The organism is Brevundimonas diminuta, from assembly GCF_022654015.1.
GTDB lineage: Bacteria > Pseudomonadota > Alphaproteobacteria > Caulobacterales > Caulobacteraceae > Brevundimonas > Brevundimonas diminuta_C.
The window spans coordinates 1,331,319-1,355,128 of sequence record NZ_CP073063.1; the positions used below are offsets into that span (position 1 = coordinate 1,331,319).

At 65.8% G+C, this 23,810-nt stretch carries 21 protein-coding genes; 11 read left to right on the forward strand and 10 right to left on the reverse strand.

Annotation, left to right across the window (positions count from 1 at the left end; translation table 11 throughout):
* The first annotated feature begins 24 nt into the window (after positions 1–24).
* Positions 25–1,056, forward strand: coding sequence for a ligase-associated DNA damage response exonuclease (locus KAK88_RS06545; RefSeq protein ID WP_242078355.1), 1,032 nt, complete (start codon positions 25–27; stop codon positions 1,054–1,056).
* Positions 1,057–1,059: 3 nt separating this feature from the next.
* On the opposite strand, the gene KAK88_RS06550 is transcribed toward KAK88_RS06545, so the two are convergent.
* On the reverse strand, positions 1,060–2,670 hold the full coding sequence (locus KAK88_RS06550; protein ID WP_242078356.1) for a response regulator: 1,611 nt from the start codon (positions 2,668–2,670) through the stop codon (positions 1,060–1,062).
* Between the two features lie 192 nt (positions 2,671–2,862).
* On the opposite strand from KAK88_RS06550, the gene queC reads away from it, so the two are divergent.
* From queC to KAK88_RS06565, 3 genes are read left to right on the forward strand one after another with little or no spacing between them, the layout of a single operon-like run.
* On the forward strand, positions 2,863–3,582 hold the full coding sequence (gene queC / locus KAK88_RS06555) for a 7-cyano-7-deazaguanine synthase QueC (protein ID WP_242078357.1): 720 nt from the start codon (positions 2,863–2,865) through the stop codon (positions 3,580–3,582).
* Positions 3,579–4,214 carry a 7-carboxy-7-deazaguanine synthase gene (gene queE / locus KAK88_RS06560; RefSeq protein WP_242078358.1) on the forward strand — a complete coding sequence of 212 codons (636 nt, stop codon included), beginning with the start codon at positions 3,579–3,581 and terminating at the stop codon, positions 4,212–4,214. The genes queC and queE overlap by 4 nt, the downstream gene beginning before the upstream one ends.
* Complete coding sequence (locus tag KAK88_RS06565) at positions 4,214–4,582, forward strand: 6-pyruvoyl trahydropterin synthase family protein (RefSeq protein ID WP_112861642.1); 369 nt, start codon at positions 4,214–4,216, stop codon at positions 4,580–4,582. Before queE ends, KAK88_RS06565 begins: the two co-directional genes overlap by 1 nt.
* Before the next feature lies 1 nt (position 4,583).
* Here KAK88_RS06565 and KAK88_RS06570 read toward each other — a convergent pair whose 3' ends face one another.
* Both KAK88_RS06570 and KAK88_RS06575 read right to left on the reverse strand, forming a co-directional pair.
* Complete coding sequence (locus KAK88_RS06570) at positions 4,584–4,862, reverse strand: hypothetical protein (RefSeq protein WP_242078359.1); 279 nt, start codon at positions 4,860–4,862, stop codon at positions 4,584–4,586.
* Between the two features lie 56 nt (positions 4,863–4,918).
* The gene (locus KAK88_RS06575) at positions 4,919–5,767 is read right to left on the reverse strand and encodes a thioesterase family protein (RefSeq protein WP_242078360.1); all 849 of its coding nucleotides are present in this window, start codon (positions 5,765–5,767) and stop codon (positions 4,919–4,921) included.
* A gap of 180 nt (positions 5,768–5,947) precedes the next feature.
* Here KAK88_RS06575 and KAK88_RS06580 point away from each other — a divergent pair, with 180 nt between their 5' ends.
* From KAK88_RS06580 to KAK88_RS06590, 3 genes are all read left to right on the forward strand, one after another.
* Complete coding sequence (locus KAK88_RS06580) at positions 5,948–6,436, forward strand: winged helix-turn-helix transcriptional regulator (RefSeq protein ID WP_045810245.1); 489 nt, start codon at positions 5,948–5,950, stop codon at positions 6,434–6,436.
* Between the two features lie 336 nt (positions 6,437–6,772).
* A complete protein-coding gene (locus KAK88_RS06585) occupies positions 6,773–7,474 on the forward strand; it encodes a helix-turn-helix transcriptional regulator (protein WP_242078361.1) in 702 nt (233 codons plus the stop codon).
* 61 nt (positions 7,475–7,535) lie between these two features.
* Positions 7,536–7,886 carry a VOC family protein gene (locus KAK88_RS06590; RefSeq protein WP_242078362.1) on the forward strand — a complete coding sequence of 117 codons (351 nt, stop codon included), beginning with the start codon at positions 7,536–7,538 and terminating at the stop codon, positions 7,884–7,886.
* Positions 7,887–7,892: 6 nt separating this feature from the next.
* On the opposite strand, the gene KAK88_RS06595 is transcribed toward KAK88_RS06590, so the two are convergent.
* The 7 genes from KAK88_RS06595 to KAK88_RS06625 form a co-directional block, all read right to left on the reverse strand.
* Positions 7,893–8,582, reverse strand: coding sequence for a response regulator (locus KAK88_RS06595; RefSeq protein WP_242078363.1), 690 nt, complete (start codon positions 8,580–8,582; stop codon positions 7,893–7,895).
* Between the two features lie 163 nt (positions 8,583–8,745).
* Positions 8,746–11,079, reverse strand: a complete 2,334-nt coding sequence (locus tag KAK88_RS06600) for a TonB-dependent receptor (RefSeq protein WP_242078364.1) — start codon at positions 11,077–11,079, stop codon at positions 8,746–8,748.
* 159 nt (positions 11,080–11,238) lie between these two features.
* Positions 11,239–12,450, reverse strand: coding sequence for a tRNA 2-thiouridine(34) synthase MnmA (mnmA, locus tag KAK88_RS06605; protein ID WP_242078365.1), 1,212 nt, complete (start codon positions 12,448–12,450; stop codon positions 11,239–11,241).
* Positions 12,451–12,541: 91 nt separating this feature from the next.
* A complete protein-coding gene (locus tag KAK88_RS06610) occupies positions 12,542–12,826 on the reverse strand; it encodes a DUF1153 domain-containing protein (RefSeq protein ID WP_026108337.1) in 285 nt (94 codons plus the stop codon).
* Between the two features lie 172 nt (positions 12,827–12,998).
* A complete protein-coding gene (flgE, locus tag KAK88_RS06615; RefSeq protein ID WP_242078366.1) occupies positions 12,999–14,756 on the reverse strand; it encodes a flagellar hook protein FlgE in 1,758 nt (585 codons plus the stop codon).
* 47 nt (positions 14,757–14,803) lie between these two features.
* On the reverse strand, positions 14,804–15,532 hold the full coding sequence (locus KAK88_RS06620) for a flagellar hook assembly protein FlgD (protein WP_242078367.1): 729 nt from the start codon (positions 15,530–15,532) through the stop codon (positions 14,804–14,806).
* A gap of 4 nt (positions 15,533–15,536) precedes the next feature.
* Entirely contained in the window at positions 15,537–17,408 is a 1,872-nt protein-coding gene (locus KAK88_RS06625; RefSeq protein ID WP_242078368.1) for a flagellar hook-length control protein FliK, read from the reverse strand.
* A 406-nt stretch (positions 17,409–17,814) separates the two neighbouring features.
* Here KAK88_RS06625 and flgK point away from each other — a divergent pair, with 406 nt between their 5' ends.
* The 4 genes from flgK (at position 17,815) to KAK88_RS06645 (ending at position 23,636) form a co-directional block, all read left to right on the forward strand.
* The gene (flgK, locus tag KAK88_RS06630) at positions 17,815–19,914 is read left to right on the forward strand and encodes a flagellar hook-associated protein FlgK (protein ID WP_242078369.1); all 2,100 of its coding nucleotides are present in this window, start codon (positions 17,815–17,817) and stop codon (positions 19,912–19,914) included.
* Positions 19,911–20,876 carry a flagellin gene (locus KAK88_RS06635; RefSeq protein WP_066623110.1) on the forward strand — a complete coding sequence of 322 codons (966 nt, stop codon included), beginning with the start codon at positions 19,911–19,913 and terminating at the stop codon, positions 20,874–20,876. The genes flgK and KAK88_RS06635 overlap by 4 nt, the downstream gene beginning before the upstream one ends.
* 67 nt (positions 20,877–20,943) lie before the next feature.
* Positions 20,944–22,182, forward strand: coding sequence for a putative DNA modification/repair radical SAM protein (locus tag KAK88_RS06640; protein WP_242078370.1), 1,239 nt, complete (start codon positions 20,944–20,946; stop codon positions 22,180–22,182).
* Positions 22,182–23,636 carry a UdgX family uracil-DNA binding protein gene (locus KAK88_RS06645; RefSeq protein WP_242078371.1) on the forward strand — a complete coding sequence of 485 codons (1,455 nt, stop codon included), beginning with the start codon at positions 22,182–22,184 and terminating at the stop codon, positions 23,634–23,636. The genes KAK88_RS06640 and KAK88_RS06645 overlap by 1 nt, the downstream gene beginning before the upstream one ends.
* Positions 23,637–23,810 lie beyond the last annotated feature (174 nt).

Here is a 23,810-nt window from a genome sequence, read left to right on the forward strand (position 1 = left end):
CGGCGTCGAGAGCGTTACCGCAAGATGATCCGCCCAGAAGACCTGCTGCATCCCACGCCTGCCGGCCTCTACTGTCCGCCGGGAGATTTCTACATCGACCCGGTTCGGCCGGTGGATCGCGCCGTCATCACGCACGGCCATGCGGACCACGCTCGCGCCGGTCACGGGGCGGTGCTCGCGACGCGCCAGACGCTGGCGATCATGGCAGAGCGTTATGGCGCGGACTTCACCGCGCAGCCCCAATCGGTGGAATACGGCGAGGCGACGACGATCAACGGTGTCGATCTTAGATTGGCGCCTGCCGGCCATGTGCTGGGTTCGGCCCAGGTCGAGGTGCGCTGGAAGGGGCTGATCATGGTCGTGTCCGGCGACTACAAGCGCCGCCGCGATCCGACCTGTGCGCCGTTCGAGCCTGTGCCATGTCACGTCTTCATTTCGGAGGCGACGTTCGGCCTGCCGGTCTTCAGCCATCCGCCGGAGGAGGAGGAGGTCGGGCGGCTGGTGCGTTCGCTGGGACAGTTCCCCGAGCGCGCGCATCTGGTCGGCGCCTATGCGCTGGGCAAGGCGCAGCGGATCATCCGTCTGCTGCGCGAGGCCGGATGGGACCGCACCATCTATGTTCACGGCGCGCTGGAGCGGCTGAACGCCCTGTACGAAAAAGAAGGGGTCGATCTGGGCCCGCTGGCGCCGACCCGCGATCTGCCCAAGAATGCGCTGGGCGGCGAGGTCGCTATCGCACCGCCGTCCGCCATCCAGGATCGGTGGGCGCGTCGGTTCGCCGATCCGGTTACGGCCTTCGCTTCAGGCTGGATGGGCGTGAAGGCGCGGGCGCGGCAGCGCGGCGTGGAACTGCCGTTGGTCGTGTCGGATCATGCCGACTGGAACGAACTGACCGCGACGTTCACCGAGATCAAGCCGGAGGAAATCTGGATCACCCACGGCCGCGAAGAGGGTCTGCTGCGCTGGGCCGAGATCAACGGCCAGAAGGCGAGAGCGCTGCGTTTGGTCGGCTATGACGAAGAGGATGAAGAGGCGCTGGACGTTCGTCCGGACTGACGATCAGGCGACGGCGCGATCGGACTGGTCCTGTTCGTCCGCGGCGGAGATGGCGGCGTTCATCGCCATTCGCAGGCGTTCGGGCTTGATGGGCTTTTCGACCACGGCGGCCATGCCGATCGACAGATAGTGTTTGGCGTCTTCGGGGTCCGCATTCGCAGTCAGGGCCACGATCGGCACGCGGCCGACGGCGCCGGGCAGGGCGCGAATGGCCTGTGTCGCCTGAACCCCGTCCATTCGGGGCATCTTGATGTCCATGAGGACCAGGTCGTAGCGGCTCTCCTGAACGGCCTGCAGCGCCTCGAGGCCGTCCTCGGCCAGTTCGGAACTGCAGCCGAACATCTCGCACAGCGCCTGGGCGACGACGCGGTTGGTGGCGTTGTCGTCGACGATCAGGATGTGCGGGGCGGATTTCAGGTCGAGACCCGACAGATCCGACACGTTCGACTGCGCTTCCACCTCGACGACCGCGCGGGGCGCGGTCAGGTCGAAGGCGAAGGTGGCGCCGCGTCCCTTGTTGTTCTCGGCCCAGATCCGGCCGTCCATCCGGTCGATGACCTGGCGACAGATCGACAGGCCCAGGCCGGCACCGTCGGGACCGGAGCCGTGAACGAAGGGCTCGAAGATGGAATCGACGCGATCTGGCTCGACGCCGGGGCCGTCATCGCGAATGCGGGCTTCCATCCGAATGCGGTCGCCTTCGACCCAGGCCTTGAGGCCGGCCTCGACCACGCCGTTGCGGGCGAACTTCAGCGCATTGCCGATCAGGTTGTTGAACACCTGCTTCAGGCGCACGCCGTCGATGACGGCCGCCAGTTCGGTGTCGCCTTCGTAGCCGACGAGCAGGGGCACGCCGTCCTGAGAGGCGCGCGGCTCCCACATCGACTGAATGTCGTCCATGACGGCGCGAAGGGCGGTCGGTTCGGTCTTCAGCTCCAGTTCGCCGGCCTCGGCCTTGGACAAGTCCACCGCGTCCTGAAGGATGCGCAGCAGGGTCTCGGACGAGTCGACGATGGTCTGGACGTGCGCCCGAGCCGCCGTATTCAAGGGCTGGCGGCGAAGCAGTTCGGCGACGGCCAGAACGCCGTTCATCGGCGTGCGCAGTTCGTGGCTCATGATGGCCAGGAACTGGCTCTTGGCGCGAGCGGCGGCGATGGCTTGGGCGCGGGTGTCGCTGAGGATCGCGGCCTGCTCGGCCAGTTCGGCGTTCTGCTCGCGCTGCCGCGTGTTGACGGCCTGCAACAGGGTGGCAGCCGTGCCCACGCCCCAATAGGCGCCGTTCTTGGTGACGATGAAGCCGCGCAGCAGGGCGGCCGGACCGCCCTTCAGCATGATGTCGCAAAAGGCGTCGATGCGGACGCCGGCCTCCACCACGGCCGGCTCGGCATCCATGGCGAAGGTGATGGGGCGAAGGTCGTAGAGGGCGTGGCCGAAGCGGGCGGCGATTTTCTGAAGGAAAGCGGTGCGTTCGACCAAGCCGACGGGGCGGTCGCCATCGACCACGGGAATGACCAGCGTATCCGGCTCGCGTTCGAAACGCGCCAGAACCTCGCAGCCGAGAATCGTCGGCGCAACCGGCTTTGGACGCTCGGAAAGGGTCTCGATGGTCGGCATACTGCCTGGAACTCCTACTCACTGTGAGTAAAAGCCCAAATCGCTTGCGGATTAGTTAAGCGGCGTCATCCAAGACGCAAATCCGCCTTTTTTGCTCAAGGGTTGGGTCTGGTGTATGAGGCCTGCCCGACCCATCTGGGTCCCCATCCTTTTGTGCATGCGCGCGGCCGACCGGCCGACCGCAGATTCGTCATGAGCGCCATCCTGGAAGAGAAGCCCACATCGGCCTTGGTTCTGTTCTCTGGAGGGCAGGACAGCGCGACCTGCCTGGCCTGGGCGCTGGAGCGGTTCGGGCGGGTGGAGACGGTCGGATTCGACTATGGCCAGCGCCATCTGGTGGAGATGCAGGCGCGTCAGTCCGTGCGCGACGGAATGAAGACGGCTCTGCCCCAGTGGGCCGATCGCCTGGGCGACGACCATGTGGTGGACCTGACCGGATACGGCCGGATCGCCGAGAGCGCCCTGACCGCCGACCGCAAGATCGAAATGGACGCGCGCGGCCTGCCGACGACCTTCGTGCCAGGTCGCAATCTGATCTTTCTGGTCGCAGCCGCGGCGCTGGCGGATCGGCGAGGGCTGGAAGTCCTGGTCGGCGGCATGTGCGAGACGGATTATTCGGGTTATCCGGATTGCCGCCACGAGACGATGGAGGCGATGGCGCGGGCGCTGTCGCTGGGGCTGGACAAGCCGGTCGTCATCGACACGCCCCTGATGTGGCTGACCAAGGCCCAGACCTGGGACCTGGCGGACAGGATCGGCGGCGACAGGCTGATCGAGCTGATCATCGAGGATAGCCACACCTGCTATCAGGGCGACCGGACGTATCGACACGCCTGGGGTTATGGCTGCGGGTCTTGCCCGGCCTGCGAACTGCGTGCGGCCGGCTATGAAGAATGGGCGTCGGGGCGATGACCTATTCGGCCAAGGAAGTGTTCCTGACGGTTCAGGGCGAGGGCGGACAGGCGGGGCGACCGGCGGTCTTCCTGCGGTTCGCCGGCTGCAATCTGTGGAGCGGTCGCGAGCAGGATCGGGCCAGCGCCGTCTGCACCTTTTGCGACACCGACTTTGTGGGCGTCGACGGCGAGGGGGGCGGCAAGTTCGCCTCGCCGGATTTGCTGGCAGATCACGTCGCGGCGATGTGGCGCGGGCGTGACGGCGATCCGAAACTGGTGGTTTGCACGGGCGGTGAACCCTTGCTGCAGTTGGATGCGCCGTTGATCGACGCGCTGCATGCGCGCGGTTTCGAGATCGCCATCGAGTCGAACGGCACGTTGTTGGCCCCCGACGGCGTCGACTGGATCTGCATCAGTCCCAAGGCCGATGCGGATGTGGTGCAGACCCACGGCGCCGAGCTGAAACTGGTCTTCCCCCAGCCCAAGGCCATGCCGGATCGGTTCGAACATCTGGATTTCGAACGGTTCTGGCTTCAGCCGATGGACGGGCCGGATCAGGTCGAGAACACCGCCGCCGCCATCGAATACTGCCTGACCCACCCACAATGGCGCCTGAGCGTCCAGACCCACAAATACATCGGCGTCCGCTAATGCCCGTCTTCGAGATCACCAAACAGGCGACCTTCGACGCCGCCCACCACTTCCCGAACGAGCCCGAGGGCAGCATCTATCGCCGCGTCCACGGCCATTCCTTCACGGTCGAGGCGACGGTGCGGTCCGAGGTGCTGGATGTCGAACACGGCTGGGTCGCGGACCTGGGCGCGCTGGACCGGGCGCTGAAGGCGGCGGCCGAGACGCTGGATCACGGCATGCTGAACGAGCACGAGGGACTGGAGCTGCCCAGTCTGGAGAACCTGTGCCTGTGGTTCGCCAAGACACTGAAGCCTGAATGGCCGGGCCTTTGTCGGATTCAGGTGGCGCGGCCGACCATCAACGAGCGCTGCGTTCTAAGTCTCTGACCTAGCAGCGTTTGTCCTGACGCTGGCGCTGTTCGCAGCGGCGTTGTTCGCGTTCATAGTCGCGCTGTTCACGCTCGCGACGCAGTTTGGTTTCCTCGTCGGAGGTGGTGACGGCGTCGAAGCCGGCCCCGACGACCGCGCCGGTGGCTTTCGCCGTCCCGCCGACGACCGCAGCGGTCCCGCCGACGACGGCGCCGACAAGGCAGCCCTGCAGCATCAGGCAACCGCCCAGCACGACGACGACTTGGGATACGGAAACGAGGCGATTTCGACGACGCATGGGCGACACTCCAGAGATTTGGAATAGTCGTCGATAATGATGAATGAGGGCTGACTTCAGGCGGGACGTTGCGGCAGCAGCTTGCGGCGTTGGCGCGACAGGGCCAGCGGCGTTCCGTCAGCGCCCCAGGCGATCGCCTCGTCCACCGTCCAGCCCAAGCCGAGGTCCAGCATTCTGAACTCGAAGAAGGCCCAACCGTCGGGCGCGATCTGCGGCGTCGGGTCGGTCAGGATGTCGATACGCAGATCGACGGTGGTCATGGCGGCTGGCGTTTTGGATGCGGTCCAGGCGGGCGGATACAGCGCGTCCAGCAGGTAGCACAGGCCGACCTCATCCAAGGGCCGGCCGTCGGCCATCCGCATCCAGGTGCGCTCGATCACCGGCTTGCCCTCGTTGCCGCCCAGGATGTTGGGGCCGCCGTCGAAGCGGTATTCGACGTGCTGGGCGAAATGCGGCGACATCGGCCCGCGTATGGTGGCCTTCGGGTCCAGCCTATCCAGCTGCGGGGGCGGCCCGTGCAACGGCGTCAGCGGAGGCGGCGCGGCGTCCAGTCCATAGGTGCCGGTGGCATGGTGGGTCATGCGCCCGTCCTGCTCGGCCTCCACCGCAGCATACAGAACATTGCGGCCGCCGCGCAGCAGGCGAGGGCGAAAGGCGACCTGTTCACCGAACCTTGCCGCTGACAGATATTGGACCGACAGGGTCCGAAGGGGCGCCGTCAGCGCCAGTCCCTGTCGCATCGATTGGGCGCACAGGGCCGCCAGAAGACCGCCGAACGGAAAGCCCTTCTCCGGCGCCATGCTCGATGGGCCATTCGAGAAATGACCCGGCACGGGCGCGGACAGACCGCCGTCGTCGAGGATCTGGAACGTAAGGGCGGCGTCGAGGGAAATGGGCGGCGTCATTGCGCAATCCTGCGTCAGGCGAAGAAGCGGCGGAAGACCTGATGACGATCTCCCGCCGAAGTCCAAGGAACAAGGCGGCGGACCGGGAGGCTCGCACGTCCGTTGCGAAACAAGACTGACTTGGAGCGTTCGGATTTGCAACCCTTGCCAAATGCCTGACGCGGCGTCACTTTCGCGCCTATGGGACGCACCGCCGACTACAGCCGCCAGAGCTGCTCCATCGCCGCCACGCTTGAGGTGATCGGCGATCCCTGGACCCTGCTGGTCATTCGCGACGCCTTCAACGGCGTCAGCCGGTTCGAACAGTGGCAGGACAATCTGGGTGTGGCGCGCAACGTCCTGGCTGCCCGGTTGAAAAGCCTGGTTCAGCACGGCGTGCTGGAGCCGCGCTTGTATTCCGAACGCCCGCCGCGCAACGAATATGTCCTGACCGCCAAGGGCAAGGATCTGTACGGCGTTCTGGTCACACTACACGGCTGGGGCAACAAGCACGTTTATGGCGACGCCGACAGCGGCATCGACATGGTCCACAAGACCTGCGGCCATTCCCTGACCCCACGCATCGCCTGCGGCTGCTGCGGCGAGATCGTCAAACCCAGAGACATGGTTCTGACCCGTGCCGAGAACAGGCCGACAGTCGGCGACGTGATGCCCAAGGAAGCGGCTTAGAGGGCGCTGCGTCCGACCATGAATCGTCTGATGTTGAGATCACTGATCGCAACCGCAGTCGTCTCAGCGGTCATCGCTGGAGCTTGGGTCTCCAAGATGGAAGGCGACTGCAGGCGGTTGCTCGCAACCAGTTCCCAAAGCGATGTCGAGGTGCGCCGCACGAGCGCGGGCATCTGCTATCCTTGTCGCTCAGACGGCCCTTGTACGATATCAGTTATCGCGCGTGCGAGGGCGGCGATCGCGCCTATCGCGCGTCCTGATACGGCGAGCCGCTAGCTATGCCCATGTCGCCGCCCTACTGACGCTTTCTGACAGCAGGCCTGCTAGGATCGCGGGGTGTCACGCTCCGAACGCCTTCTCGATCTGCTGAACGTCATGCGGAGGCATCGTCGGCCGGTGAGCGGGCAGGTGTTGGCCGAGGAGATGGGCGTCAGCCTGCGGACGCTTTACCGCGACATCGCCAGCCTGCAGGCGCAAGGGGCGACGATCGAGGGGGAGGCGGGGGTCGGCTATATTCTGAAGCCGGGCTTCATGCTGCCGCCGCTGATGTTCACGCCGGAAGAGATCGAGGCCCTGGTGCTGGGGTCGCGCTGGGTGGCGGACCGGGCCGACCCGCGCATGCGCGATGCGGCGCTGGCGGCGCTGGGACGGATCTCGGCGGTGCTGCCGCCCGACCTGCGCGACGAGATGGACACATCGGCCCTGCTGGTCGTGCCGGGAGAGCCGTTCCCGGCGGATCGGGTCGATCCTGCCTTGCTCAGGAAGGCGATCCGCACCGAGCGGCGGCTGAAGCTGTGTTACCGCGACGAGGCGGGGTCGGCGTCCGAGCGTGTGGTCTGGCCGTTCGCCCTGGCCTTCTTCGACCGGGTGAGATTGCTGATCGCCTGGTGCGAACTGCGCAGTGATTTCCGCAGTTTCCGCACCGATCGCATCGTCGAGGCGCAGGTGATGGAGGCGCGCTATCCGATGCGTCGCCAGGCGCTGATGAAGACCTGGCGCGAGGCGCATGAAAGATCGCGGTCAGGCGACGGCTGCTGACGGAAACTGGCAGCAGCAAAGGCTAGGGTTCGGCGTGTCGGAAAAACCAGGAGCCGGGCTGATGAGCGAGATCGAGGATATTCTTCTGGCCGTTGCGGACCCGGAGGTTAGCGCGCGCTTCTATGCCAGTCTGCTGGGTTGTCGGCCTGTGGTGGCGGGACCGGACCGGGCCTTGTTCAAGCTGACGTCGGGCCGGGCGCTGGGGCTGCTGCGGCGTGCCGACGATCGGCGCGAGGTATGCGAGGTCAACTTTCCGCTGGAGGGCGCCGAGGCGGTGGATCAGGCGCATATCGATTGGTGGGATCGCGGGGCGCGCATTCTGACGCCGCCGACGGACGCCGCGCCGGTCCGCAGCTTCGTGGCGGGCGACCCGGACGGCCATCGGCTGAGAGTCTACGCCGTCGCGGCGTGAGGGTGATCAGACCTCGGCTTCGAGCCGGTATCCGACGCCGCGCACATTGGTCAGCAGGCCGGCGGCGTCGGCGGCGTCCAGCTTGCGGCGCAGGTGGCTGACATGGCTGTCGATGGTGCGTTCCAGAACCGCCTGATTGGGAAAGCAGGCCTGCATGATCTCGCTGCGGCTGAAGACGCGCAGGGGCGTGCGGGCCATGTGGGCCAGGATGCGGAACTCGGTCAGGGTCAGGTCCAGACGGCGCTTGCCCGACGGCGTCAGGATCGCCGCCAGGTAGTTCTCCAACTGAACTTCCAGCGGACCGACGCGCAGGGTCTTGGCGGCCCGGCCGCCCCCGCTGCGTCGCAGGATAGTCTGGATCGAGGCCGTGACCTCGGCCGGCTTGAACGGCTTGGGGATGTAGTCGTCCGCGCCGATCCGCAGCGCCTGCAGCTTGTCGGCGGCCTCGTCCCGGTCGCCGACCATGATGACGGGCGTCTCGCCGCGCCGACGCAGTTCGCCCAGCACGTCCCAACCGTCGCGCACGGGCAGGCGGACGCTGAGCAGGGCGAGATCGGGTTTCAAAGACGCGTGCAGATCGGCCGCCTGCTGGCCGTCGGCGGCGACGACGGTGCGAAAGCCGTCCCGGCGCAGGGCCGCGTCCAGGACTTCGACGCCCTCGGCGGCGTCATCGGCGATCAGGATCAGGGGGCTCATGGCGTCTCCGAAAGCCGCCATCGCGCCAGATCGCCGCGTCGTCCAGCAAAACCGGACGGCTGCGGTGAAGTTTCATATCGCCGTCGCAAAGCCTTCACGCAGACGACCAAAAACCCCCTTCCGCGCGGGCGGAAGGGGGTAGTCGATCGTCCGGGAGGAACGCTTAGTAGGAGGCGCGCAGCTCGATGCCGAAGGTGCGCGGGTTGTTGAAGTTGCCGTAGTCGCCCAGGGTGGCCCGGTTCGAGGGGTCGCGACGATAGACGTAGGTCTCGTCCAGCAGGTTGCGCGACCACAGGGCCACTTCCAGCAGCGGACCGCCGTCGCGGGTCGTGATGTCGGCGATGGCGACGCGGGCGTTCACGACGAAGGACGAGTCGGCCTTGATCGCGAACTGCTCGAAGCTGTGGGCCGCATCGGCGTAGTTGGCGTCGATGTGCGCTTTCAGGGTCGCGCCCATGAAGGGCGAGTTCCAGTCGGCGGCGACGCTACCGGCGTTCTCAGGCGTATAGGCGATGAAGACCTGCTGCACCTGGCCGTTGAACGGGTTGACCGTGTCCGGCACCTTGGCGTCCGTATAGGCGTAAGAAGCCGACAGGGTCAGGTTGTCGGTCGCCCGGAACTGACCTTCCAGCTCCACGCCGCGGATTTTCGTGGTGCCCGGGGCGTTGATCGTTTCCAGCGTGTTGCGGGTTGAGGCGCCTTGGACGGTGACCAGGCTGAAGTCGATCTGGCTGTCGGTGCGGTCCATGGCGTAGACGGCCGCATTGAAGCGGACGCGACGATCGAACAGGTCGCTCTTCAGGCCGATTTCGTAGGCCTTGACCTCTTCGGGATCGAACGAGCGGTAGGTCAGCGAGCGCGAGGAGGCGCCGCCGGCGCGGTAGCCGGTCGAATACTTGCCGTAGACGTTGATGTTGTTGCTGACGTCATAGGCCAGGGTGACCAAGGGGTCGAAGCGATCGACCTTGGAGCTGAAGGTCAGGTTGGTGGGGGCGTTGTTGACGACCTCCAACTTGCCGTCCTTGTCGTCCCAGGTGTAGCGACCGCCGACCGTCAGGTGCAGGGCGTCCAGGCTGGCCGGGGTCCAAGTGGCCTGGCCGTAGATGGCCTTGGATTCCGAGTGTGCGGTGGACTTGCGGTCCAGCGAGCGGAAGCCGCGGATCGTAGGGGTGGGGTCCAGGATGGTGTAGCCCGTACCGTCGGCGTTCCATTGGTTGGTTGAGGGCGTGGCGGCGTCGTCGGACACCGTTTCCTTGAAGTAGAAGACGCCGCCGACATAGTCGATGCTGTCGCCCAGCGAACCGACGGCCTGCAGTTCCTGGCTGAACTGATGCTGCCAGAAGCCGGCCAGCGAATAGCGGCTGAAGCGGCCGTTCGGGCCGACGACCGGCGGACGGTGGGCGCCGGCGATGTTGTCATACTGCTCGACGTCCAGATCGCGGTAGGCCGTGATCGAACGAATTTCCAGCGAGTCGGTCGGGCGATACGACAGGTGCAGATCCATGCCGCGCGTGTCGTCGACGCTGAACTGCTGAGGCACGCCGATGTCGGCTTGCGTCATGCGGTTGGAGCCTTCGACCTGGACCAGGGGCGACAGGCCGCGAATGCTGCCCGACGGAACTGTCGCCGAGGTGAACGGCACGACGGTCAGGCCGTTCGGGTTGAAGTTCAGCAGCTGGCTGTAGAACGGGGTGTTCTTGTCCTTGCTGATGTCCGCCGCCAGGGTGGCGGTGAAGTTTTCGGCCGGCGTCCAGCGCGTCTGGAAGCGAAGGCCCCGGCGGTCATATTCGCCAAAGCCGGTCTGTCCCGGCAGGATGTTCTCGGTCACCGGACCCTGAACTGAAATGATGCCGTCGACCTTGAAGGCGAAGTCGCCGAGGGCGGGGAAGTCGACGTGCAGTTCGGAGTTGTAGGACTCCAGATTGCCGACGCCGGCGATGGCGCGCATGCCGAACACGCCCGTGGGCTTCTTGGTCACCAGCGACAGGGCGCCGCCTTCGGTGTTTCGGCCGAACAGGGTGCCTTGCGGACCCTTCAGGACTTCGACGCGCTCGATGTCGAGCAGGGCGGCGGCGAGGCCGTGCTGGCGGGCCAGATAGACGCCGTCGACATAGACGCCGACGCCTTGCTCGCGGGCGGGCTGGTTGGCGTCGTTCGGCACGATGCCGCGGATGCCGATGGTCATGGCGGACTGACGGGCCTCGAAGGTGGCGATGCGCAGGCTGGGGACGCTGCCGTCGGCCAGATCCATCAGACTCTGCACGTGGCGATCGGCCAGGGCTTCGGCGTTGACGACCGAGATCGAGATCGGCGTGTCTTGCAGGTTGGTTTCGCGCTTGGTGGCCGTCACGACGATGTCGTCCAGACCGGCCGGCTCGGCGCTGGCGGCCGTCGGCGCGGTCTGGACCGGCGCGGTTTGGGCGAAGGCGGAAACGGGCGCGGCGAGAAGGGCGGTCCCCAGCAGCAGCTGAAGGCGCAGTTTGGTCTGACGATGCATTTTTATCCCCTGCTTAGTCGGGGCGGGGATTACGCTGTCATTGCGATGCGCAGTTTACAGCCGTGCAACAGCCCGGTGCATCTTTGATGTCCGAGGTTGAGAGAGACCTGCAATCAGGGTCCACCCCGCCTCCACATCGTCTCCACACTTGGGTCGGGGCTAGACGACGACCGCCGTCGTGTCGCGGATAAAGCCGCCGCCCAGAACGCGTTCGGTGTCTGTCGGGTCGTACAGGGCGCAGGCCTGGCCCGGCGCGACGCCCTCTTCGCCCTCGTCGAAGACGACGCGGATATCGCCGTCGATCAAGCCGAGGCGAGCAGGTGAGGGCTGGCGAGTCGAGCGGACACGAGCCAGGACCGGGATGTTGGCCTCGGCCGCCTCGATGATGGTCGCCTCGTCACCGAGCCAGTTGGTTTCTTCCAGCGTCAGGCTGGCCGTCAGCAGGGCTTCACGCGGGCCGACGATGACGCGACGGGTCTCGGGCTCCAGCCGGGTCACGAACAGCGGCTCGCCCACCGCGACGTTCAGGCCGCGGCGCTGGCCGATTGTATAGTCCGTGATGCCCGCGTGCCGGCCCAGCACCCGACCGTCCATATGCACGATCTCGCCGGCCTCACGCCCTTGCGGACGCAGGCGGTCGATCAGGGTGCGATAGTCCCCGGAAGGCACAAAACAGATGTCCTGGCTGTCCGGCTTTGCGGCGATCTTCAGACCCAATTCGGCGGCGACGCCGCGCACCTGGGGCTTTTCCAGATCGGCCAGCGGGAAACGCAGATAGTCCAACTGGTCCTGGGTCGTGGCGAACAGGAAGTAGGATTGGTCGCGCGAATGGTCGATGGCCTTGCGCATCTGCGAGCGGTTGCCGGCGACCGCGCGGCGGACGTAGTGACCCGTCGCCATCGCCTCGGCGCCCAGATCGCGCGCCACGTCCAGCAGGTCGCGAAACTTGACGGTCTGATTGCAGCGGATGCAGGGGACCGGCGTCTGGCCCTTCAGATAGCTGTCGGCGAACTGGTCGATCACCGCGTCCCTGAACCGGCTTTCATAGTCCAGAACGTAATGGGGAATGCCGATCATGTCGGCGGCCAGACGCGCGTCGTGAATGTCCTGACCCGCGCAGCAGGCGCCCTTCTTCTTCAGCGCCGCGCCGTGGTCGTAGAGCTGAAGCGTCACGCCGACGACGTCGTAGCCCGCCTTGTGCAGCAGGGCCGCGACGACGGTGGAATCCACACCGCCCGACATGGCGGCCACCACGCGCGCGCCGACCGGCAGGCCGACCGCCGCCCGCGCGCTCTCGACCGCCGCATCCATGTCGTTGCGGGCGATGTCGGGAACGGGGCAGAAATCTTCGACCAGGGTCATCGCGGCCATTTAGTGCGGAACCGGCGCGATTTCGAGGCCCGCAAACGAAAAGGGCCGCACCCGTCGCCGGATGCGGCCCTTAACGTCTTCGGGGAAACCCTCAGGAGCGGTAGCTCTGGATCCGCGTCGTGCGCAGACCCTGCATGCCCCATTTGTCGATGGCCTTCTGCCAGGCCAGGAACTCTTCGGCCGTCAGGCGATATTTCGCCAGGGCGTCGTCGAGGCTGAGCAGGCCGCCGCGAACGGCGGCGACGACCTCGGCCTTGCGCCGGATCACCCACCGGTCCGTGTTGGACGGCGGCAGGTCGTTGAGGGTCAGGGGCGTGCCAGTCGGTCCGACCACGTATTGTTCGCCTTTGCTATTAAGGCGTCGCTCTTGCAACATGGGCTTATGCCTCTTTCACCAACACCGTAGTGTCATGAAGGTAGGCGTCCCCGACTAAGGTCCGTTTAAGCGTCGTGGTGAAGGAACGGATAACTTCCGCCCCTCCCTGAACGACTCTGTAAACCTTGCTTGCGCGACGATTCATCGAGACTAACGCTTACTTACTCGCCGATCAGCGTTTGATGTTGATCAGCTCGGCCAGCATTTCATCGGCCGTGGTGATGATTTTGGACGAGGCGGAATAGGCGCGCTGGGTGGTGATCAGACCGGTGAACTCGGCCGACAGATCGACGGTCGAGGACTCCAACTGCTTGGCCGCGATCTCGCCCGCGCCGCCCGTTCCCGCCGCCTTCAGGTTGAAGGTGCCAGACTGAAGGCTGACGGCGTAGGCGTTGCCGGACACTTCACGCAGGCTGTCGGGGCTGGGGAAGGTGGCGACCGCGACCTGGGCGATGCGGCGCATGACGCCGTTGTCGAAGATGGCGGTGACGAAGCCGCCCTCGTCGATCTTGATTTCGCTCAGATTGCCGAACGCCGTGCCGTTGGTGACCGTCGACTGGACGACCGAGGCCGTGTTCAGTTGGCTGAGGCCGCCAGCTGACGTGTTGAGGTCCAGCGTGACGGCTTGGGCGGCGATGCCTAGACCGTCGGCCCAGGCGACCTGGCCGGCCGGCATGGTCAAGTTGGCGGGGTCGGACTTGCCGAAGTCCAGCGTCGCCATGGTCGGGTCGTCGAACAGGCCCGTGCCAGCCGGCCAGGCCTTCATTGTGTCGACGTCCAGACGACCCGACGGCGTGAAGGCGATCTTGCCGGTCTTGATCTGGCCGTTGGCGTAGGGTGCCCCCGCGATGACGTCGCTGGCCGGCACGGACACGATTTCCGCGTACCAGATGTTCGGCTCGTCGCTCTTCAGGAAGCGGAGTTCCAGATTGCGCTGGCCGCCCTTGGAGTCCGAAACCGGGATGTTCATCTTGAAGTCGGGCTTCACGCCGACGGGGTTGTCGTCGTCGGCGTTGTACATCGCCATGGAGTTGACCGACGGGTCGTACTTCGTCTTGGCGACGTTTTCGTTGCCCAGGCCGACGTCCGAGAGGTTGATCGTATAGGCGGGGCCGCTGGCCGGCGTGAACTGGATCTGGGTCGGCGGCGTGCCGATCGCGGTCGCCGAGCCGGCGTTCGCGCCGTTGATCGTCAGGCTGGTGATGGCGCCGGTGGTCGGGTCGAAGGTCGCCGAGGCGTCGATCTTCTGCGAACCGGACTTGATCACCAGATCGTGGCTGTTGGCGCCGGTGCGGGTGTAGCGGACCGACACGTCGTGGGTCACGGCCGGCGTCGCCGTATCGGACACGCCCTTGTAGGACTGGCCGCTGGCGGCCGAAGACGATTCCTGGCTCGAACGCAGGTTGGCGTTGATCTGGACGCGAGTGGTCGGTTCGGCGGTGCCGCCCACCGATCCGATGTTGATCGAGCGCAGGCGCGACAGGTCGGAGGGATCGGTCGAGATCTCGCCGTTGGAGTCCACCGGCCAGCCTTGAAGATACAGGCCAGCGCTGTTCTTCAGATAGCCCTGCTTGTCGACGGTGAAGGCGCCGGCGCGGGTGAACAGGCGGGTATCGGTCGCGCCGACGTTTTCGGCCTGCGTCGTCGTGACGAAGAAGCCCTGACCGTTGACGGCGAGGTCGGTGCTGGAGGTCGTGCGCTGAAGCTGACCTTCCTGGCTGACATAGGAGCGGGTGTTGGTGGTGACGCCGCCGGCCGAATAGCTGCCGCCCGATGCGGTCTGGCTGTTGACCAGGGTCTGGAACTCGCTGGCCGTGCGCTTGTAGCCGACGGTGTTCACGTTGGCGATGTTCTGGGAGATCGCCGCCAGGGCGGCGGAGTTGGCGGCCAGGCCGGACACGCCGGCCAGCATTGCACTGTTGAGGCTCATGAAGAACGCACCTTAAATAGAGGTCATCGGGAAGGCGGCGGATCGCATCATGCGGCCGCCTCCTCGGTGGGGACGTTCGGATTCTCCGTATCGTCGGTATCGTTGGCCGCCTGGGCCTTGATCTCGTTCAGCGAGATCACGGTCGAAAGCGGAAGGATAGAGTCGCCGATCACCAAGTACGGCGCGCCGTTGTACATCTCGACGCCGGTGACCCGGCCCTGGATCAGGGCCTGGGCGTCGACCTTGGCGCCGGTCGCGTCGGTGGCGGCGACCTTCAGCGTATAGACGCCGCCGTCTTCGGCCGTGCCGCCGTCCTTCAGCTTGCCGTCCCAGGAGAAGGTGTGCAGGCCGGACGTCTTGTCGGGCGCGGCGCCCTCCCAGACGACGACGCCCTTGCTGTCGACGACCTGCAAGGTGGCCTTGTCCGCGTCGGCGCCCAGTTCGTAGGCCCAGCTGGCCGTGCCATCGTTAAACTCGGTGGCGGTCCAGGCGGCGGTGACGCTCTTGCCGATGTAGTTGGCGGCGTTGTCCAGACCGCCGCCGGCCTGGGCGGCCAGCAGGCTGGTCAGCAGGTCGTTCGTCAGCAGTTGCTGCTCCACGCCGGCCATCTGGGTCAGTTGAGCGGTGAATTGGTTGGAATCCAGCGGCGACAGCGGATCCTGATTCTTCATCTGCGTGGTCAGCAGGGTCAGGAAGGTCTCGAAGTTCGAGGCCAGGGCCTTGGTGCCGCCGGTGACCCGGCCGGCTGCTGCGCTTGTGGTGACGGCGTCGACCATGGGGTCAGACCTTCAGATCGACGCGGTCAGGCGTCAGGGAATGATTGATCCAGGCGCCGGGCGCCGGGACGATGGGCATGTCGGCCTGGGCCGCAAGGCGAGAGCCGCCGGCGAACAGGGCGTTGCGCTGCTGCTGGCGCTCGAAGGCGCCGCCGCCGGCAGATGGATCGCGCTGCGAGAAGTCGAGCGCGTCGCCTGCAACCTGGAAGCCCGCCTCCTGAAGCTGGCGACGCAGTTCGTCGGCGCGACCCTTCAGATCGGCGGCGGCGGCGGGATTGTCGAAGGCCAGGCGAGCGGACAGCTGGCCGTCCTTGCCGATCTCAAGGCTGACATCGACGCGGCCCAGATCTTCGGGCGTCAGCACCATGTCGAACCGGGTCGAACGGCCGTCCAGTTTGCGAGCGATATGTGCGGCGAGCTGAGCGGTGGTCTCGACGGTGGCGCGCGACAGGGTGGACGCACCCTGAGCATGGCTGGACGCGGCGGCCTGTTGAGCAGGCTGAGCATCGGTCGGCGCGGGGCTTGCGGTCGTGGCTTCGGGCGACGCTGGATCCGACGTGGCGACGGCGGTAATGACGGGCTCGGCTGTCTTGGCGGATGAGGGCGTCGGTTTGGCGACGACTTCGATCGCGGCGTCGGAAGGGGTGGCGTCTTCGACCATAGCGTTCTGAACCGCAGGAACGGCGGTGTCGCCCGTTCGGTCCGTCACCGCATGGAGGTTGCCGCGCAAGGGCGTGGCGGGTTGAAGCGCGGTCGGCGACGACTTCGGCGTGTCGGACGGAGCCGCCGCCTCTGCCAACTGATCGGGCGTGTCGGCCGTTTCGGCTGTCACAGACGACGCCGTGTCGGTTATCGCAGCGACGACGTCGGCGGGGACAATGATCGAGGGCTTGGGCATCGTCGACGTGACGGCGATCTGGACTTGGGCGGTCGGGATTTGAGCGGCCGCAAGGGATTGAGTGATAGGCGACGGTGCGGCCGGTTTGTCGGTGTTAGCGACAGCGGTCTGGATCGTGCCGGTCGCACTTTCGGACGTGGCAGGCGCCGGCGTCGCTGCGTCGGTCGGACGAGGCGCTGCGTCGCTCTTGACCGTAACGGCAGGCTTGGGCGCGACTGTCGGCTTCGGACCGTCGGTCGTCGTCGGCTGAACGGGCGTGACCGAGGCCTCGGCGGCCTCGACTTCAGCCGGCTTCGCCGCGGCGGGAGAAGAGGTCGACGCTTCGGTCGTCAGGATTTCGGAGATTTCCGAAAGGACTGCTTGAGCGGTCGCGGCCGCCAACGCGGGCTTCGCTTCAAGGTCCTGGTTGGCAGGCGCCGACGCAGGCTTGGCCGCCGTATCAGTTGCAGAGCGGGGAGCCGTGGGGACCGTCGTCGTCATCGCTTCGTGGGCAACGAATGCGACTGACGCAACACTTTTGGGAGCTTGTGGATCGACAGGGCTTTCCGTCGCGTCCTCGGAAACGGCCGGCGTCGGTTGCGCGGCTGTGAACGGCGTTGCGGCGACGAGGCCTGGGGTATCGTCGTCCTTCGCGGCCGTGTCCGTGCCGATCTGCTGTTCGTCGGAAAATACGACCTGCGTTTCGGAGTCTGCGCTCTCGCCCGTGGTCGCAGGAATGGTGTCGGTCGTCGCGGTCGGCGTGTCGGCGTCCAGCTCGGCCGTCATCGGCTGGGCCATGATGACACCCAGCGACCGAGCGCCCGTCAGACGGTCGGGCGTCGTTCGTTCGACCGGCGCGCCGTGGACGCCCGCGTTCAGCGCGTCGGCGATCTTGCTGGAGAACAGACCCGCATCGACGGCCTCTGCGCCCGGGGCGGCAGCCGACGGTCCGGTCGAAACCGGAGCAGCAGGCGCGAACAGGGCGGAAGCGGTGGACATGGAAGCGCAGCGGCTTTCGTAAGGAGCGACGACGGCGCCTGCTGCGCCCAAGAGTTCGCCACCCTCGACGCAAGGGTCGGGCCAAGAAAATAATTCAGCAAAAACAATGCGAAACCTGGCCTTGAGGGCTGAGGCGCCGAAGGGCGGCGGTCGTTATTGCCGCGCTCTCGCCACTTTTTGCCCGGCGTCGCGCGGTGCCGATCATCAACCCGCGGGTTGCCGGCATCCGATTGGCCCGACCTTTGCGCGTCTCTCCCATCATGACGGCCGCCCGATCAACGATCCTGTGTAAAAACAACGCTTTGTGCGAGCGGGCGTGGCGCGTGGCTGGGCAAGAACTGCGCGTCGCGATGCAGCGGTTGCCGGGTAGGGCGGGGGAGACGCGTCAATGTCGCTGAACTCGATCATGAACATTGCGACGTCGGGGCTGAAGACCGCCCAGTCGCAGTTGCGTGTCACCGCCGACAATATCGCCAACGTCGATACGCCCGGATACATCCGCAAGGTCGCCGATCAGTCGGCTGCGGTCACCAATGGCTATGGTTCGGGTGTAGACGTCACGCGGGTGCGGCTGGCGACAGACCGGTTCCTGCAGGCCGCCAGCCTCAGCGCCGGGTCGGACGCCGCGCGCCAGACCGTGCGCTATGAACTGTACGACCAGATCCAGAACCAGTTCGGCGATCCCAGCAGCGACACCAACTTCTTCGCTCAGGTCGACAAGCTGTTCGCCACCTATGCGACCCTGGCCGAAAGCCCCACGTCCTCGGCCGGGCGTCAGGACACGATCTACAAGACCCAGGCGATCTTCAATGAGGCCGCCGGCATCGCGTCGCAGATCCAGTCGGCGCGTCAGGAGGCGGACGGCCGGTTGCTGAGCGCGATCGAAACGGTCAATCCGCTGCTGGAACAGATCGCCAAGCTGAACAAGACCATCGCCGCCGGCACGGTGACGAACGAGGATGTGACCGGCGCCCAGAACGCCCAGCTGGGCCTGATCAACGAACTGTCCAAATATATGGATGTGAAGGTCGAGGCCCGCTCCAACGGCGGCGTGACGCTGCGCACCAACGCAGGGACCATCCTGGTGGGCGAGGGGGCAGCGACGCTGTCGTACCAGGCGGCCGGCACCGTGGACGCCATGACGGCCTTCTCCGACATCATGATCACCGAACCCAGCGGCACGCGCTGGCCGCTGCTGGACGGCGTGTCGTCCGGTCAGATCCGGGGTCTGGTCGAGATGCGCGATGTCGATGCGCCTGCTGCCGCCGCGCGCCTGGGTGAGTTGACGGCCAAGCTCGCGGACGAGCTGAACCGCGCCCACAACGCCAACAGCAGCGTTCCCGCGCCGACAACCCTGGCGGGGCGCAACACCGGGCAGTCGCTGGAGAACGCTTTGAGCGGCTTCACCGGCACCACCACCATCTCGGCAGTCAATGCGTCCGGCGTGGTGCAGGCGTCGGCGCGGATCGTCTTTTCCGGCGGCACGATGACAATCAATGGCGCCGCCGCCGATCCGACCACCTTCCTCAGCGTGCTGAACGCCCAACTGGGCGGCGCGGCTACGGCGAGTTTCTCGGATGGCCAACTGCGCCTGGACGGGGCGGGTGGAAACGGCGTGGCCATCGCCGACGATGCGACCTCGCCCAGCGCCAAGGGCGGGCGCGGATTTTCGCACTGGTTTGGCCTCAACGACCTGGTGACCACGACCACGCCGACATTCTACGAGACGGGCCTGACCCTGACGTCACAGCACGGGTTCGATCCGGGCGAGAGCCTGACCTTGCGCTTTGCCGGTCCGTCCGGGGCGCGTCTTCGTGACATCACCGTGTCCGTACCCGCCGGGGCGGGCACGATGGGCGAGATGCTGGGCGCGCTGAACGATCCCATCACCGGCGTCGGCCGCTATGGCGCCTTCAGCCTGGATGCGGCGGGCAAGCTGTCCTTTAAGACCTACGACCCGTCTGCGATGTCGATGAACGTCGTGAAGGACAATACGACCCAGGATCCGTCCGGCGTTTCGATGTCGCAACTGTTCGGCCTGGGCGCGACGGGATCGACGCGGGCGGGCGCCTATACGGTGCGCAGCGATATTCAGCAGGACCCCGGCAAGCTGGCCCTGGCGCAACTGAACCTGTCGGCCGCGGCGGGGACGCCAGCGCTGAGCAAGAACGATGGGCGCGGCGGCCTGGCGCTGGGGGATGTGGGCAAGAAGAACGTCGCCTTCGCCGCAGCCGGCGGCAACGCCGGCGGGACCAAGACCCTGTCGTCCTATGCGGCGGACTTCGCAGGTGAGATCGGCGGCAAGGCCTCGGCCGCCAGAACCCGCAGCGAAACGGCAAGCGCCCTGGCCAAGGAGGCGGACAGCCGCCGGACATCGGCCGAAGGCGTGAACATGGACGAGGAACTGGTCAACATGACCACCTTCCAGCAAGCCTATAACGCCTCTGCGCGCCTGATCCAGGCGAGCAAGGACATGTACGACGTACTGATCGGAATCCTGCAATGACGCGCGTCGCGACCCACGGGAACTACCAGTCGGCCTTGCTCAGCCTGATGAACGCGCAGGGCCGCGCGCAGCAGGCGCAGGAGCGGATCGATAGCGAGAAGATCGCCACCGACATGTCCGGCTATGGCCGAGGCGCCGAGCAACTGACCAGCCTGACGTCGACACAGGCGCGGCTGGAAGGCTTCATCTCCACCGGCGAGGCCGTGAAGGCGCGGCTGAGCGCCCAGGATCTTGCCATGAGCCGAATCTACGAAGGCGGTAATGCGGCGCGCGAGGCCATTGCAAACAGCCTGGCGGCCGGGCGGATCGACAATCTGATGGTCGAACTCGGTCTGAACTATCAGACGGTGCAGGGTGGACTGAATTCGGAACACCAGGGCTCCTATCTGTTTGCGGGCGGCCAAAGCGACATCGCTCCCGCCACGGCTGCAACCATGGCCGATTTGACGGCGGCGCCGTCCACCGCCGCGACCTTCGCCAACGACACCCTGAAGCAGAAGTCGCGCATCGACGAGAAGACCACGGTCGAGACCGGGTTTTTGGCCAGCGAGATCGGCGGGCCGCTGACCGAGGTGTTCCGCAACATTCAGGCCTTCCAGAACGGCACTGCGGTGACCGTCGGCGGCGTGACTTATACGCCGGCTGGCGCGGGCACGCTGACGGGACAGCCCGACGCCAACGTCACCGCGTTTTTGAAGGCGCAGATGGGCGAACTGGACAAGGCGAATGCGGGCCTGACGAACCAGACGGCCAAGAACGGTCTGATCCAGAACCACGTTGAGACGGCGCTGGACGCCCAAGAAAACCAGAAGACCGCCCTGCAGAAGATGATGCAGGACAAGTCCGGTTATGATCCGGCACGGGCGATTACCGACCTGCAGATGGCGCAGGTGGCGATCGAGGCTTCTGCCCAGATCATCAACTCGCTGAAAAGCACGTCGCTGCTCAATCTGCTGCGTTAAGTCATCGTTTCAAAAAAAGAAAACGGTAACGCTGGACCAAACATCGTTATGGAACGTATCAAGAACGATGGCTCGTCTCGATCTGCGTCGAAAACTTTCTGTCTTGGCTGACGCCGCCAAGTATGACGCCTCCTGTTCGTCGTCCGGAACGTCGAAACGAAACTCCGTCGGCGGCAAGGGGATCGGCTCGACCGAGGGGATGGGCATCTGTCACGCCTATACACCAGACGGTCGGTGCATCAGTCTGCTCAAGATCCTGCTGACCAACTTCTGCATCTACGATTGCGCCTATTGCATCAATCGCGTCTCGTCGAATGTGGAGCGCGCGCGGTTCGATGTCGATGAGGTCGTCGACCTGACGCTCAACTTCTACAAACGCAACTATATCGAGGGCCTGTTTCTGTCGTCGGGCATCATTCGATCCGGCGACTATACGATGGAGCAGCTGGTCCTGGTGGCCAAGACGCTGCGGGAAGTCCACGATTTCCGGGGCTATATTCATCTGAAGCTGATCCCGGAGGCGGATCCGAAGCTGGTGGAGATGGCGGGGCTGTATGCCGATCGCCTGTCGGCCAATATCGAACTTCCGCGCGACGAGGCGCTGGCGCGACTGGCGCCGCAAAAGGACGTCGGGGTCATCAAGAAGGCGATGAGCCAGGTGCGTCTTGGCGTAGAGGCGGCCAAGCCGGCCAAACGTGAAAAGATCAAACCGCCGAAGTTCGCGCCGGGCGGCCAGAGCACCCAGCTGATCATCGGCGCCGACGGCGCGCCGGACACGGAAATCCTGGATCGCAGCGCCTCGCTTTACGGCGGTTACGGCCTGCGCCGAGTCTATTATTCGGCATTCAGCCCGATCCCGGATTCGAGTTCGATCCTGCCGCTGTCCAAGCCGCCGCTGATGCGCGAGCATCGGCTGTATCAGGCCGATTGGCTGATGCGGTTCTATGGCTTCTCCGCGCCGGAGATCGGCGAGGGCGCATCGAACGGCATGCTCGATCTGGCGGTCGACCCCAAACTGGCCTGGGCGCTGAACAAGCGCGAGCAGTTTCCCGTCGATGTGAACCGTGCTCCGCGCGAGATGCTGCTGCGTGTGCCGGGGCTGGGCGTGAAGGCGGTGGACCGGATCGTCGCGGTGCGCCGCTATCGGACCCTGCGGCTAGAGGATGTCGGACGGCTGACGCGATCGGTGGCCAAGATTCGGCCCTTCATCACGGCGTTGGATTGGACGCCAGGCGGTCTGACGGATGCGGCGGACCTGAAGGCGCGCATGACCAGCCGCAGGCCCGAGCAGTTGAGCCTGTTGTGATGGCGGTGGCGACGCTGGACGGTGAGACCGTCTTCGACGGCTGGCGGAAGGCGGCGCGCGCGTTTCGCTTGGCGGGTGTGGAGCCCGCGGCGGCGCAGTTCGTCGTGGCGGGGGCGGTGGAACAGGGCGGGCTGTTCGATCACCCGATTGCCGAAGAGGCGTCGCCGATGCCGGATGACCGCAGAGCTTTCACCGTCCCGAAAGAATTCGTGGACCTGGCTCAGAACCTGATCCTGCATCGATCCGCTGACCGTTTCGATCTGATGTATCGGCTGCTGTGGCGACTGAAGGATGAGTCGGACCTGATGAAGGTCATTTCGGACCGGGACGTCGCCGACGCGCTGGAGCGGGTCAAGAACGTCAGCCGCGCCTCGCACAAGATGAAGGCCTTCGTTCGCTTTCGCCAGGTGCATGACGATCTGGGCGAGGCCTGGGTGGCGTGGTTCGAGCCGCCGCATCGGGTTTTGGAAAGGACCGCGCCCTTTTTCCAACGGCGGTTCACGACCATGCGCTGGTCGATCCTGACGCCGGATGGTTCGGCGTTCTGGGATGGCGACGCCCTTCGGTTCGGGCCGCCCGCCACCCGCGACATGGCGCCGGCCGAAGACGAGATCGAGGATTTCTGGAAGACCTATTACGCCTCGACCTTCAATCCCGCGCGGCTGAAGGTGAAGACGATGCAGGGCGAGATGGCCAAGTCCTATTGGAAGAACCTGCCGGAAGCCGCCTTGATCCCGGAACTGGTCGCGGCTTCGTCGGTTCGGACCGAGACCATGGTCGCTGCGCCGTCGCCTCAGCCCAATCCGCGTTTCGCGCGCGCCGTCGCGCCGGACCTCCATTTGGCGCGTCCCGACGCCGAGGCCGTGCCCGAAAACCTCGACGATGTCGCCGGCGGCGTTCAGGCCTGCCGCCGTTGCCCGCTTTACCGCGACGCGACGCAGGGCGTGTGCGGAGAGGGGCCGAAGTCGGCGCGTCTGATGATCGTCGGCGAACAGCCGGGCGATCAGGAGGATTTGGCAGGCCGCGCCTTCATCGGGCCGGCGGGGCAGGTGCTGAACGCCGCCCTGGCCGAGGCCGGCATTGATCGATCCGACGTTTATGTCACCAACGCGGTCAAGCACTTCAAACACGAGCCGCGCGGCAAGCGTCGCCTGCACAAGACGCCGAACGCGGGCGAGGTTCAGGCCTGCCGCTGGTGGCTGGACTCGGAGCGAAGGCTGATCAAGCCGCAAGTCGTGCTGGCCCTTGGCGCGACGGCGGGTCTGGCGTTGCTGGGTCGAAAGCCGGCCGTGATGCAGGAACGTGGCGCGCCGATCGACCTGAGCGATGGATCGACCGCCGTACTGACGGTTCACCCGTCCTATTTGTTGCGTCTGCCGGACGAAGCCGCGAAGTCCGAGGCGAGACGGTTGTTCATTGAGGATCTGGCGGCCGTGCAACGTCGTATGAGGTGACGCGAGAACGAATCCCGTTCGGCCGCGTTTGGCATCAGCGCCAGCGTGACCGTTGGACGTTTCATCGGGGGAGGCGATCTCGACACGGTCGATCGACAAACATCCGCGCAAATGTCATCGCGCGTTGACATCGAATGCCGGCTTGACCATTAGCGCGGCAGGGATTTCGGCTGT